Origin of the sequence: Spongiivirga citrea, assembly GCF_010671565.1 — a bacterium.
GTDB classification, from domain to species: domain Bacteria; phylum Bacteroidota; class Bacteroidia; order Flavobacteriales; family Flavobacteriaceae; genus Spongiivirga; species Spongiivirga citrea.
In genome coordinates this window covers 1-13,643 of sequence record NZ_JAABOQ010000002.1, presented here as the reverse complement: position 1 = coordinate 13,643, position 13,643 = coordinate 1, and the positions used below count along the sequence as shown (strand labels likewise).

Here is a 13,643-nt window from a genome sequence, read left to right as displayed (position 1 = left end):
TATGAACCATATATACGAAATAAAAGGAATGACCTGTAAAGGTTGTGAGGCCGGAGTTTCTAAAATATTAAACGAGATTGATGGTGTGATTAAAGCAAATGTCATTCTTGAAAAAGAAGAAGCTATCATTAAAATGGAGCATCATATTTCTATAGATACATTGCGGCAAGCACTACCTGAAAAATATCAAATTTCAGAGAAAGAAACGAGAAATGTTTTTCAATCTGATGCTGCCAAAGGCATTACCACTGATGAGAAAACAAAATTGCAGCAGCTAAAGCCACTCTTTCTTATTTTCTTTTATCTGATAAGCGCAAGTGTCTTACTTCATTTAAAAAACTGGAACACAGCTGAAGCGATGCTTGATTTTATGGGATTATTCTATATCGTTTTTAGCTTTTTCAAATTATTAGATTTAAAAGGTTTTCCCGATAGCTTCGCAATGTACGATCCTATTGCAAAAAGAATAAAAGTATATGGTTGGGTATATCCTTTTATTGAAGTTGCACTTGGCTTAATGTTTCTGTTTCGGTTTGAAGTGTTCTATGCTCTGGTTGGAACCTTAGCTATATTGGGAGTTACAACTATCGGAGTGACTCAAACATTATTAAATAGGAAAACTATACAATGTGCTTGTTTAGGGACAGCATTAAAGCTACCGATGACCCAGGCAACATTTATAGAAAATAGTGTAATGATCGTTATGGCAATATTTATGTTGGTTAAAATGACATAGGCCTGACTGTTTCCGGAAAACAAAAAAGGGTTGACTTAAAAAGTCAACCCTTTTATTTTTAAAATAATAACTATTCGAAATTATCCAATAAGCTCTTTTACTTCTAATTTATTAGCAAATGGCTGCTTATACAATCGCTTCCCTGTAGCTTGATTTATTGCAATGGCAATCGCAGCTACCGCTGGAGGCAAAGCTGGCTCACCAAGTCCAGTTGGAGATAGCTCATTCTCTACGAAATGCGTCTCTACTTCTGGTGCCTCCTTCATACGTATTAAACGATATTTATCGTAATTCTGGGCATTCGGTGTTCCATTACTAAACGACAGGTCACCATACATGGCATGGCCAATTCCATCAATAACCCCACCTTCTATCTGATTTTTAGCTCCTGTTGGATTCACTACGATTCCGCAATCAACTGCTACGGTTACCTTTTTCACAACAGGCTTATCATTTTCAATCACTACATCAGCAACTTCAGCCACATGAGTATTGTGGCAATAGTATGCGCAAAAACCTTGAAAAACTCCGTCTTTTTTATTTCTATAACCAGATTTTTCAACTGCAAGATTAATCACATCTTCCATACGTTTTGGCTCATACTGAATGTTCTCATCCTTATGACCTTTTACGTTTTGCAATAAATCGAGTCGCAACTGAACAGGGTCTATTTCCATCATTTCGGCCAACTCATCAAAAAATGCTTGCTCAGCGAAGGCAAGGAAATGTGTATATGGCGCTCTCCAAGCTCCCGTAGTGATATTACTCTTGTAATTACCTGCATCAACTTGATAGTTTTCTATTGCACCCGCTGGGAAGAAATGTGGTATCAAGCCGTACATATTACTATTAATACAGGCCTCTTTTAAATGGTATGAAGTTACTTTACCGTCTTTCACACCAGCTTTAATCCGGTATTTTATTCCAGGTCTATATACTCCTATTCCAATATCATCTTCACGAGTACACACCATTTTGACAGGTTTGTTAATTTTTGCCGAAAGCTCAGCTGCTTCGATCGCAAAATCACCATACAATCGTCTTCCGAAACCTCCTCCCATTCGGGTCATTTCTAAATGTATATCCTTTGGGTCTCTACCCAACATACCAGCTACTGATTGAGCTGTCCCTGCAGGAGTTTGTATTGGTCCCACTAAATGAACTTTATCAGCAGTTACATCCGCAAAAAAGTTCATAGGCTCCATACATGCATGCGGTAAAAAGGGAGATTCATAGGTTCGCTCTAAAGTAGCATCCGCTTTAGCAAAAGCCTTTTTTACATCTCCATCTTTACGAAGGGTATTCAAATTAGAACCATCTAAAATTTTGATCAGTTCATCATCATGTCCTTCAGTACTTTCCATCGGACTACCATCTTCCCATACCGCTTTTAAAGCGTCTCTACCTTTCATTGCCTGCCAAGTACTTGTTGCTACTACAGCAATCTTATCACTTTGACCGAGCATTCCTGCCACCCAAGCATTTGCACTTCTAAGCGCTATGGCCTTTTCTCCAAATCGCACTACATCAGTGACACCGTCTACTTTTTTGGCTTCAGTATCATCAAAAGACACTAATTTTTTACCAAAAGATGGTGGTCTAAGAATAGCTGCATATAGCATCCCTTCCTTTTTATAGTCAAGACCAAACAACGGTTTACCTGTTACAATTTTTTCAATATCAACATTAACAGCGTCATGACCTATAATTGTATAATCTTTAGGCTCCTTTAAAGTAACCCCTTCCGGCACTTCAAGAGCGGCTGCTTCCTTCACTACATCTCCATAGCCTAATGTTTCTCCTTTTGCATTGGTAATTACACCTTGTTTTGTGCTACAAGTGGAAGCTTCTACTCCCCACCTGGCAGCGGCGGCGTTCACAAGCATTTGCCGGGTTGTTGCTCCCGTTTGACGAAGGGCATCCCATCCAAATCGGATCGATTGACTACCCCCAGCCACTTGTCTTTGAAAGTTTTCCGTATCTAATTTTCCTTGTTCCACATTTACATGATCCCAAGGCACATCTAATTCTTCGGCAATAATCATAGGCATCGATGTTTTGACACCTTGGCCTATTTCAGGATTAGGAGAATAGATAGTTACGTAGCCATTATCTGCTATCTTAATAAATGCATTAAAATCATTAAAATTTAATGAGGCTATATCTACAGGCATTTCAGCCTTTTCCTTACAAGCAGTTATCAAATTAAAACCGATTAGCATTCCGCCACCGGCAAGTGCAGAGGTTCTTAAAAAGTCTCTTCTACTAAATGTATTTGGTATATTGGTTGACATGATGTTTCTGGTTTTAACTTAATTTTTCTGAAGCAATTTTTACCGCCTTATGAATGCGTTGGTATGATGCACAACGGCAAATATTGCCATGCATGGCATCTTTAATCTCATCTGTAGATGGACTAGGGTTCTTTTCTAAAAAAGCAGCGGCCGTCATAATTTGACCGGCTTGACAGTATCCGCATTGCGGCACGTCAACTTCTTTCCAGGCTTCTTGTAGTGCATGATCGCCCTTTTCTGACAGACCCTCAATTGTGGTAACGGCCCCTTCTCCTACTGAAGAAATTGGAAGTAAACAACTTCTTGCAGCTTCACCGTCAATATGCACTGTACAGGCACCGCATTGCGCTATTCCACATCCGAATTTGGTCCCAACAAGATCTAAGTGATCACGCAGCACCCATAATAAAGGTGTATCTGCATCAGCTTGAACGGTTTTAGTTTCACCATTCACTTTTATGGTAAATGATTCCATAGTTTTTGGTTTAGTTAACGATTGAATTCCTAAATTACTAAATTAAAATGAAGCTTACTTTTTAGCCCAGGGTATTTAACCTTTTGTTAAGTTAATCTTAATGCATGTTCAGTAAAGAAGAATCACGTAAAATAAGACAAGAGTTTTGGACGTCCTTCGGAAAGTCATTCCCAAAAAAATGGCTTTTATACAATACCAAAATCAAGGATATGAGCTTTAAATTCAGTTTTGATCGAAAAAAAGCTTTTGTTTCTTTAGATATTGAAGACGACCGGTTAGAAAAACGAATTGAACTTTGGGAAAAAATCAATTCACTTAAAACCATACTTACACGGGACTTTATAAACGATCTGGTATTTGATGATTCATTTATCTTGGAAAATGGAAAAGAAATTTCGCGAGTATATATAGTACTGCACAACGTAAGTGTCCATAATAAAAATACATGGCAAGAAACCATGGAATTCTTCAATAAGAATATGACATTATTTGAGGCCTTTTTTTGGGAATATGAGGATTTCTTGAAATCTTAACTACCTCAAATTATGAGGGTCGAAAAAAGTGAAATCTTATGAATTAATAAATACCTTGGTAGGTAGGATTTTTCGTAATTTTAACATCATAATCAACTGAACCTTATGAATATCCTCCATTTTAGTGCCGAATGTTATCCTTTAGCAAAAGTTGGTGGATTGGCAGATGTTGTAGGAGCACTTCCCTCATATCAGAATAGTTTAGGTATTTCGGCTTCGGTTATAATGCCATACTATAATACTAAGGTGGTACAAGACCTAAAGACCAAAACCATTTTTGAGGAAGTGGTTGCTATCGGTAAGAATTTGGTTTCATTTACCATTCAATCTGTACCTAAAAAAAAGTTCGGTTTTCCCATTTATTTGGTCAAAATTGATGGTTTAACGGATAGAGAAAACGTATATGGTTACGATGACGATCATCTTAGGTTTATAGGTTATCAAATTGCTGCTCTTAATTGGATTATAAAAGAAGATATAAAGACTGATCTAGTCCATGTTCATGATCATCATACTGGTTTGGTCCCATTTATGATGGGTTACTGTAATGATTTTAAATCACTAAAAAATATACCTACAGTTTTAACCATTCACAATGCGCAATATCAAGGGCAATTTGGTTATGATCAGTTCGATCTTATTCCTAATTTCAATCAGGAGAATGTTGGTTTATTAGATTGGTATAGTAGTATAAATCCTCTGGCAGCCGCCGTAAAATGCGTTTGGCGCGTAACAACTGTATCGCCAAGTTATATGGAGGAAATGACAATACATGCCAATGGCCTTGAAGGATTACTAGCGCACGAAAAAGCAAAATGTATTGGTATTTTAAATGGAATAGATTGGAAAACATGGAATCCGGAAACAGATTCTTTAATTCCGAAAAACTATGATGCTGCAAAAGTTCAGACAGGAAAAAAAGCGTCGAAAAAGGCGTTGTGCGGAGAGTTTAAACTTGATATAAAGAAACCATTATTCGTATTCATAGGGCGTCTCGTATGGGAAAAAGGGGCCGATTTATTACCCGATATTTTTAGACAGGTTTTACTAGCTGATAAGAATGAAGGCAACTTTCTAGTACTTGGTTCTGGTAATACAGAGATTGAATCACAACTAGAGGCCTTATCCAAAGAATTTGCAGGCACCTTTAACAACCATACAGGATATAATGAAGCACTCTCTCACAGAATGTATGCTGGTGCGGATTTTTTATTAATGCCGTCTCGGGTTGAACCTTGCGGGTTAAATCAGATGTATTCTATGCGGTATGGTACAATTCCTATTGTAAATAATATTGGTGGACTTAAAGATACCATCATTGACATTGATGAAAAAGACGGCTTCGGAATTAAACATGAAGAAGTATCGGTTGTAGCTGTAGGAAATGCTATCTTTAAGGCACAGGCACTGTTCAATGAGCAAGATAAGTTCAAGAAAACTAGAAAGAAGATTATGAAAATCGATCATTCATGGAATCATTCTGTGAAACAATATATAGCACTTTACAAATCCTTAATACAGTTAAAAAATGGTCAATAAAAAAGTACTGGGAATTATCCTTGGCGGTGGTCAAGGTTCGCGTTTATATCCACTAACTGAAAGTAGATCGAAACCTGCAGTACCAATCGCAGGTAAATATCGACTTGTAGATATTCCCATTTCTAACTGTATCCATTCCGAGATCAAACGAATGTTTGTACTAACGCAGTTTAACTCTGCTTCACTAAACAAGCACATAAAAAATACCTATAACTTCAGTATATTTAGCGATGCCTTTGTCGATATCCTAGCCGCAGAGCAAACACCCGAAAACAAGACTTGGTTTCAAGGTACTGCGGATGCTGTAAGACAATGCTTACCTCACTTCTTAGCACATGATTTTGAGTATGCATTGATCCTTTCTGGTGACCAACTGTACCAAATGGATTTTAATGATATGGTATCAGCCCATATAAAAAGTAAAGCGGCTATTAGTATTGCCACATTGCCGGTAAATGCAAAAGATGCTACTAGTTTTGGAATCCTAAAAACCGATTCAAAAAACGTGATCAATAGTTTTATCGAAAAACCAGCCACGGAATTATTACCGGATTGGAAATCGGATGTTACTAGTGAAATGAAAAATCAGGGCAGAGAATATCTAGCCTCCATGGGTATTTACATCTTCAACAGAGACTTACTAGTTAAGTTATTGGAAAATACCGAAACAATAGACTTCGGTAAAGAGATAATTCCAGGAGCCATCAATGATCATAAGGTGTTAAGCTATCAGTATGAAGGGTATTGGACGGACATCGGAAATATTGATTCATTTTATGAAGCTAATCTAGGTTTGACTGATGATGTCCCTAAATTTAATTTATTCGATGGTAACAAAAGTGTTCTCACCAGAGCGCGTATTCTTCCGCCATCAAAAATATCCGGTACTACTTTAGAAAAAACAATGGTTGCCGAAGGTGGTATTATCAATGCAAGTAGAATAGAAAACTCTGTAATCGGCATTCGAGCACGAATTGGAAAAGGAACTACAGTGGCTAATTCCTATATCATGGGGAATAGTAAATTCCAGACCTTAGACCAGATTAACAATTGTATTAAAAACAATCAACCCTATAATGGTATCGGTGACCGATGTTATATTAACCACGCCATTGTCGATAAAAACTGTAAGATAGGCAATGATGTGCGTATCAACGGTGGTAAGCACCTAGATGACCAGGAACATGAAAATTACGTTGTAAAAGATGGTATTGTCGTTATAAAAGCTGGCGCTACAATTCCGCATGGTTTTACAATTTAATCTAGCACTAATCTCATTTTAATGCAGAAAGTTCAAGCGCATAGCCTTTTTACCGATTTCGATATTCAACTTTTTAAAGCTGGTAAGCACTTCAAATTATATGAAAAGTTAGGCTCTCATATTATTAAGGTTGACGATACAAAAGGAGTTTATTTCGCGGTTTGGGCTCCTTCGGCCAAATCTGTTTCCGTTATTGGCGATTTCAATTATTGGAATGATAATGAACACCAACTTCATGTTCGCTGGGATGGTTCAGGAATTTGGGAAGGTTTCATTCCTAACATAAGTCAAGGAGAAAAATACAAATACAAAATACATAGTCATCATAACGGAATCGTAACTGAAAAGGCCGATCCTTATGCCAAAAGGTCCGAACACCCACCAAACACAGCTTCTGAAGTCTGGGATTTAAATTATTCCTGGAAAGACAAGGATTGGATGGGTTATCGAAAGGATAAAAATGCGTTAGACAAGCCATACTCAGTATATGAAGTGCATCTTGGCTCGTGGAAGTTTGATACGAAAGACAATCGACCTCTTAGCTATGTCGAGCTAGCCGACAATCTTGTTAGTTATGTGAAAGAAATGGGCTTTACCCATGTCGAGCTTATGCCAATTATGGAATATCCGTATGACCCATCTTGGGGGTACCAACTAACAGGATATTTTGCACCAACAAGTCGTTTTGGTTATCCTGAAGATTTTATGTTGTTAGTCGATAAGTTACATCAACATGATATCGGAGTAATTTTAGATTGGGTCCCATCTCATTTTCCAGAAGATGCACATGGTCTTGGCTTTTTTGACGGATCGCATTTATACGAACATCCAGACAGACGCAGAGGCTACCACCCGGATTGGAAAAGCCTGATATTTAATTATGGTCGAAACGAAGTGCGATCTTTTTTAATATCAAATGCACTATTTTGGTTGGATAAATACCACATTGATGGACTTCGTGTCGATGCGGTTGCCTCCATGTTGTATCTCGATTACTCCAGAGAAGATGGTGAATGGGAACCTAATAAATATGGAGAACGCGAAAACCTTGAGGCTATTTCCTTCCTTCAGGAATTAAATGAAACGATCTACAAGGATTTTCCCGATGTACAGACCATTGCAGAAGAATCGACTGCATATACGGGAGTTTCAAAACCTATTTCTCACGGAGGACTGGGATTTGGTATGAAATGGATGATGGGTTGGATGCATGATACGCTCGATTATTTTAAAAAAGAAAGTGTATACCGAAAGTACCATCATAACGATATTACTTTTAGCATGACCTACGCCTTTACCGAGAATTTTATGCTTCCTTTATCGCATGATGAAGTGGTATACGGCAAACACTCCATTCGAGGGCGCATGCAAGGTGATGAATGGCAACAAGTAGCCAATTTGAAGCTATTATACGGATATATGTTTACTCATCCAGGAACCAAATTATTATTTATGGGTGGTGAATTTGGGCAGACTGCCGAATGGAATTTTCAACAAAGTCTTGACTGGCACTTACTCCAATATGACTATCATAAAGGCGTTCAACAATGCGTAAAAGATCTAAACGCCCTATACACAACCTATCCGGCATTGTACGAAAAACAATTTAGTCAAGAAGGATTTGAGTGGATTGAACATAATGATAGTGAAGCCTGTGTCCTATCCTATATCAGAAAGGGCCATGATACCAAGAATGATCTAATAGTGATTTGTAATATGACACCAGTTCTAAGAGAAAACTATAAGATAGGCGTACATCAAAAAGGCAAATTAAAAGAAGTTTTTAATTCAGATCTTAAAAAGTATTGTGGTAGTGGAGTGAGTAATACAAAACCAATAAAAATTGATGATCTTGGATGGCACTTCAAAGATTATTCTGCTATGGTTTCACTGCCTCCTTTATCAACAATAGTATTTTCAATAAAAAATTGATTATTCATTTTTCGAAATCTTCAGAAAAAAACGATTTTATTACTGTTATTGTATTAAAAACCAGCTTTAACTATAAGGCTCATAATGTTAGTAACATTACTTTTAAATGTAGGTTAAAATGCGTTCATTTGTGACGGTTCGTCAAGAAAAATAAGCTATGATTACTAATACTGAACTTGAACGCAAGGGAGATCTATTTCCTTCGGAGATTACCAATTACGAAAAAAATGTCGACGTTTTAAACTTCGTTACTAAAAACGGAGTGGCACTTCAGGTCACTATTTTAAGAGATAGTGTTTTACGTTTTCGTTATGCCACCACTGGTATTTTCGGAAACGATTTTTCGTATGCCATTACAAAATATGCAAGTCGCGGATATAACAAGCTGGAAATATCTGAAGATAATGACCATTATATCATAACCACAGCCAAACTTATCTGTAAAATAGATAAGACTGATCTTAAAAAGTCTATTTATGATGCGGCGGATGAAACATTGATAAGCCAAGATGAATTGGGCTTTCATTGGGAAGAAAGTTATCAATACGGTGGGGACATAGTTAAAATGAGCAAGGTTTCACCCGACGGAGAAAGTTTTTATGGTCTTGGTGATAAACCAGTACATCTCAACCTTAAGGGTAAGCGTTTTGAGAATTGGGTTACTGATTCTTATGCATACGGAAAGGATACCGATCCTATTTATAAAACCATTCCATTTTATATCGGCTTACATCATAAAAAAGCCTACGGTATTTTCTTTGATAACACCTTTAGATCGTTTTTCGATTTTGCGCACGAACGAAGACATATAACAAGTTTCTGGGCTCAAGGCGGTGAAATGAACTACTATTTCATTTACGGTCCGGAAATGTCTGACGTCGTAGCTAATTATACTGACCTTACTGGTAAACCACATCAACTACCGCCATTGTGGGCTTTGGGTTATCATCAATGTAAGTGGAGTTATTATCCAGAATCCAAAGTACGAGAGATCACAACAAAGTTCAGGGAATTGAAAATACCATGTGATGCCATCTATTTAGATATTGACTATATGGATGGGTTTCGCTGTTTTACTTGGGATAGTAAGCATTTTCCAAATCCAAAGAAAATGGTAAAAGAGTTGGAGGAAGATGGTTTTAAAACCGTAGTCATTATCGACCCTGGAATTAAGATCGACATGGATTACGATGTCTTTAGAGAAGCATTAGAAAAAGACTACTTCTGTAAACGTGCTGATGGACCTTATATGAAAGGAAAAGTATGGCCTGGGGAGTGTTATTTTCCTGATTTCACAAACCCAGAAGTGAGGGAATGGTGGGCTAATCTTTATAAAGAGTTAGTCGAAGAAATTGGTGTTCGTGGTGTATGGAATGATATGAATGAGCCTGCTGTAATGGAAGTTCCAGGAAAAACCTTTCCTGACGACGTGCGTCATGATTACGATGGTAATCCGTGTAGTCATAGAAAAGCGCACAACGTTTATGGAATGCAAATGGCCAGAGCAACCTATCAAGGTCTTAAGAAATTTGCCTACCCGAAAAGACCATTTGCAATAACAAGAGCTGCCTATTCAGGTACACAACGTTACACATCATCATGGACAGGAGATAATGTAGCGACTTGGGAACATTTGTGGATTGCAAATGTACAGGCGCAGCGCATGAGTATGTCTGGTTTTTCATTTATAGGATCGGATATTGGTGGTTTTGCCGAACAGCCTAATGGTGAATTGTATACGCGATGGATTCAATTAGGTGTTTTCCATCCTTTCTGTAGAACACATTCTTCCGGAGATCATGGCGATCAAGAACCTTGGGCTTTTGATGAAGATGTAACTGATATTGTACGAAAATTTATAGAAATACGATATCAACTCCTTCCCTATCTATATACCTCATTTTGGCAATATGCAGACGAAGGCATACCCATGTTAAAATCGTTGGTTTTATATGACCAAGAAGATTCTCAAACGCACTTTAGAACTGATGAGTTTGTTGTAGGAGATCATATTTTGGTTTGCCCGATACAAGAACCGAATGCCAAAGGAAGGCGTATGTATATTCCGCGTGGTAAATGGTATAATTTCTGGAATGATGAGATCGTTACTGGAGGTAAAGAGCAATGGGTAGATGCCGATATTGACAAACTGCCAATTTTTATTAAAGAAGGTGCGATTATTCCTAAATATCCAATTCAGCAATATGTAGGTGAAAAAGAGATAGAACAACTTACATTAGATGTATTCTATAAAAAAGGAAAAGAAAATTCAACAGTTTTTGAAGATGCACACGATGGCTACGATTACATAAAAGGCCGTTATAGTCTGCGCAACTTTAAACTTACTGGTAAGACCAACGAATTGATTATTCAGCAATATAAATCTGGAAAATACATTACAGCCTATAACACTTTTAAAATAGAGCTTCACGGATTGCCTTTCAAAATATTCAAAATACAAATTGATAATGAAGAAGCCCTATTTGATGATGTTCGGGTAAATGGTGATAATACACTAGTAGTCACAAAAGACTTTAGTGAGTTGCATATTATTGGTGAGTAAAATTGGTACTGCTTTTTTAGGTTAAAAACTAAAATACACCTAACTAACGTATCTGTAATATGAGACTAGTTAGAATAAAAAGAATTTACCTCCTATTTGTAATTACATCAATTTTTAATTCCTGTAGTAAAAGCAGTGATACGGAAGAAATTACTCAGGATATATTAAATCCTTCAACTCCGGAAAATCTTACTGCTACGAATATAACCTTAACTGGAGCTTCGCTTTCGTGGGATGCATCAACCGATAACGTAGCAGTAGCTGGTTATAAAATTTATCAGGATGGAACCGAAATTCAACAAGCTACCAACACAACCTATGAGATTACGGACCTAAATCCGGCAACCTCATATACTTTTGAGGTATCAGCTGTCGATTCTTCTAATAATGAATCCGATAGAAGTAATTCGGTTAGTATTACCACTGAATCATCAACGGATACAGAAGTTCCTTCAACTCCAGAAAACCTTGCTGCCACAAATACAACGGTTACTGGAACTTCCCTTTCATGGGATACATCAACTGATAATGAAGCGGTGGTGGGTTATAAGATATATCAGGATGGAACCGAAATTCAACAAGTTACTGATACGACCTATGAGGTCACAAACCTAAATGCGGAAACCTCATATACATTTGAAATATCGGCTATCGATTCCTCCAACAATGAGTCTGATAAAAGCAATCCGTTAACCATAACTACAGAAGCCAATTCTGGATCTAGAGCAAAAGTACTTGTATTTACTAGAACAAGAGGTTTTAACCATAATACCAAGAGCGAAAGTATCACTATGATAGAGAATATAGCATCTCAGCAGGATTTTGATGTTGATACTAATGATGACGGTAGCACTTTTGATAGCTTAGAGAATTTAAATACATACGACATCATATTCTTCACCAATACATCTGGGAATACTTTAAGTGAATCTCAACGTAATAATGTTGAAGCTTATGCCGCGCAAGGCGGTAATTTTATCTCTAATCACGCTGCTAGTGATTCTTATGGACACAGTACTGCCAGTACAGTCTCAGGAAATGGCAAAGGACAATGGGATTGGTATGCCGAGAATGTTACTGGTTGTAGTGTCAGAAACAATCCTAACCATACACCTGCGGGCTATGATGCGACAGTAACAATTCAAAATCAGAATACTGTACTAACCGCAAGCATCACCTTCCCGTGGAATGATAGTGAGGAATGGTATTACTGGGAAGGTGGTTATCTGAATAATTCTTTTACTGAATTGTTACGCGTTGAAGATACAGGCTCAAATTCGTATGACGATCCTAGAATGACTGCTCATTACTACAACAGGCCAGATGGTGGAACAAGTTTTTATACCAGTATGGGGCATGCCAAAAGCAAATATTCTGATGAGGAATTTATACAGTTAATCGCGAATGCTTTTAAATTCATACTTGATTAAAATATTTAGCCTAAAACGAACCAGAAAAATAAGGTCAATCCAACAATTATTAGAATACTGATTAATAGAGTTTGTAAACCATCTATTCTTCTTTGACGTTTCTTATGTAAAAGAATTCTTTTTAGACGAGCTTCGCTAACTTTAGTATAAGATCCTTCTTTCTTTCTAGCAACACCACCTACAGGTTTTTTACCCATATAGGGTAAATGTGGTTTTTTCAACAGTTTTCTGTTGTTTTTCAAAATAGCATTTGCCAAGGAAGAGCTCATTGTAATTATAGTTTACATATATGTAGTTTATTTGTGCTATTTGTTACAGTTTTTAACATTTATCATACCGTACTACCGCTACGATTCATTTAGGGTTGGTTGAGTTGACATTGTGCTATTTAAGTTTTCTGAGATTTGAATATAAATAAGACTTTATAGTCACATTTAGAGTCAGGGTTTAGAAAGGTTATACGACAAAAGCTTCATTCGTGCGTGAAGTCTACCTGAAATTTATTGTATAAAAACTTAGGAGGTATTTTGGGTATCAGGAAGAAGGGCTGGTAAAATATTCTTAACCAATCAGTACTAGCTAAGGATACTTATGGGGTTATACTTATAATATTTATAGAAGGCTAAACAAGAACAAGTAAAACGCTCGTATTCTAAATTATTGTACACCAAAAAAGCTACAATAATTTAGAATACTCTCACCACGGGCTTGATTCGTTTGACTTTAGATCAAAAAAAAGACCCAACCAAAATAAATTGATTGAGTCTTTAGAAGAAGGCGGCGACCTACTTTCCCACGAATGTAGTATCATCGGCGCTAATGGGCTTAACTTCTCTGTTCGGAATGGTAAGAGGTGAGCCCCATTGCTATAACCACCTTA

The 13,643-nt window shown here is 37.1% G+C and carries 10 protein-coding genes and 1 rRNA gene; 7 read left to right on the top strand and 4 right to left on the bottom strand.

From position 1 onward, the window contains the following. The first annotated feature begins 1 nt into the window (after position 1). Positions 2–736 (top strand): heavy-metal-associated domain-containing protein, encoded by a 735-nt coding sequence (locus GWK10_RS03670; protein WP_164029567.1) that lies wholly within the window; start codon positions 2–4, stop codon positions 734–736. Positions 737–816: 80 nt separating this feature from the next. Here GWK10_RS03670 and GWK10_RS03665 read toward each other — a convergent pair whose 3' ends face one another. Both GWK10_RS03665 and GWK10_RS03660 read right to left on the bottom strand, forming a co-directional pair. Beyond that, positions 817–3,030, bottom strand: coding sequence for a xanthine dehydrogenase family protein molybdopterin-binding subunit (locus GWK10_RS03665; RefSeq protein WP_164029566.1), 2,214 nt, complete (start codon positions 3,028–3,030; stop codon positions 817–819). Positions 3,031–3,043: 13 nt separating this feature from the next. After that, on the bottom strand, positions 3,044–3,505 hold the full coding sequence (locus GWK10_RS03660) for a (2Fe-2S)-binding protein (RefSeq protein ID WP_164029565.1): 462 nt from the start codon (positions 3,503–3,505) through the stop codon (positions 3,044–3,046). A gap of 104 nt (positions 3,506–3,609) precedes the next feature. Here GWK10_RS03660 and GWK10_RS03655 point away from each other — a divergent pair, with 104 nt between their 5' ends. The 6 genes from GWK10_RS03655 (at position 3,610) to GWK10_RS03630 (ending at position 12,763) form a co-directional block, all read left to right on the top strand. Next, complete coding sequence (locus tag GWK10_RS03655) at positions 3,610–4,038, top strand: DUF4268 domain-containing protein (RefSeq protein WP_164029564.1); 429 nt, start codon at positions 3,610–3,612, stop codon at positions 4,036–4,038. 105 nt (positions 4,039–4,143) lie between these two features. Then, complete coding sequence (locus GWK10_RS03650) at positions 4,144–5,577, top strand: glycogen synthase (RefSeq protein ID WP_164029563.1); 1,434 nt, start codon at positions 4,144–4,146, stop codon at positions 5,575–5,577. Next, the gene (locus tag GWK10_RS03645) at positions 5,567–6,838 is read left to right on the top strand and encodes a glucose-1-phosphate adenylyltransferase (RefSeq protein WP_164029562.1); all 1,272 of its coding nucleotides are present in this window, start codon (positions 5,567–5,569) and stop codon (positions 6,836–6,838) included. Before GWK10_RS03650 ends, GWK10_RS03645 begins: the two co-directional genes overlap by 11 nt. 21 nt (positions 6,839–6,859) lie before the next feature. Continuing rightward, positions 6,860–8,770 (top strand): 1,4-alpha-glucan branching protein GlgB, encoded by a 1,911-nt coding sequence (glgB, locus tag GWK10_RS03640; protein ID WP_164029561.1) that lies wholly within the window; start codon positions 6,860–6,862, stop codon positions 8,768–8,770. A 157-nt stretch (positions 8,771–8,927) separates the two neighbouring features. Further along, positions 8,928–11,333, top strand: coding sequence for a glycoside hydrolase family 31 protein (locus GWK10_RS03635; protein ID WP_164029560.1), 2,406 nt, complete (start codon positions 8,928–8,930; stop codon positions 11,331–11,333). Positions 11,334–11,392: 59 nt separating this feature from the next. Beyond that, positions 11,393–12,763, top strand: coding sequence for a ThuA domain-containing protein (locus GWK10_RS03630; protein ID WP_164029559.1), 1,371 nt, complete (start codon positions 11,393–11,395; stop codon positions 12,761–12,763). A gap of 5 nt (positions 12,764–12,768) precedes the next feature. Here the strand turns inward: GWK10_RS03630 and GWK10_RS03625 are convergent, their stop codons facing one another. Both GWK10_RS03625 and rrf read right to left on the bottom strand, forming a co-directional pair. Beyond that, the gene (locus tag GWK10_RS03625) at positions 12,769–13,032 is read right to left on the bottom strand and encodes a hypothetical protein (RefSeq protein WP_164029558.1); all 264 of its coding nucleotides are present in this window, start codon (positions 13,030–13,032) and stop codon (positions 12,769–12,771) included. Between the two features lie 503 nt (positions 13,033–13,535). Then, positions 13,536–13,643 (bottom strand): 5S ribosomal RNA (gene rrf / locus GWK10_RS03620).

Bases quoted from the DNA above. Each gene is read 5' to 3' on its own strand.
- GWK10_RS03670 (WP_164029567.1), top strand. From the start codon at position 2: ATGAACCATATATACGAAATAAAAGGAATGACCTGTAAAGGTTGTGAG.
- GWK10_RS03630 (WP_164029559.1), top strand. From the start codon at position 11,393: ATGAGACTAGTTAGAATAAAAAGAATTTACCTCCTATTTGTAATTACA.
- GWK10_RS03660 (WP_164029565.1), bottom strand. From the start codon at position 3,505: ATGGAATCATTTACCATAAAAGTGAATGGTGAAACTAAAACCGTTCAA.
- glgB (WP_164029561.1), top strand. From the start codon at position 6,860: ATGCAGAAAGTTCAAGCGCATAGCCTTTTTACCGATTTCGATATTCAA.
- GWK10_RS03650 (WP_164029563.1), top strand. From the start codon at position 4,144: ATGAATATCCTCCATTTTAGTGCCGAATGTTATCCTTTAGCAAAAGTT.
- GWK10_RS03635 (WP_164029560.1), top strand. From the start codon at position 8,928: ATGATTACTAATACTGAACTTGAACGCAAGGGAGATCTATTTCCTTCG.
- GWK10_RS03625 (WP_164029558.1), bottom strand. From the start codon at position 13,032: ATGAGCTCTTCCTTGGCAAATGCTATTTTGAAAAACAACAGAAAACTG.
- GWK10_RS03655 (WP_164029564.1), top strand. From the start codon at position 3,610: ATGTTCAGTAAAGAAGAATCACGTAAAATAAGACAAGAGTTTTGGACG.
- GWK10_RS03665 (WP_164029566.1), bottom strand. From the start codon at position 3,030: ATGTCAACCAATATACCAAATACATTTAGTAGAAGAGACTTTTTAAGA.
- GWK10_RS03645 (WP_164029562.1), top strand. From the start codon at position 5,567: ATGGTCAATAAAAAAGTACTGGGAATTATCCTTGGCGGTGGTCAAGGT.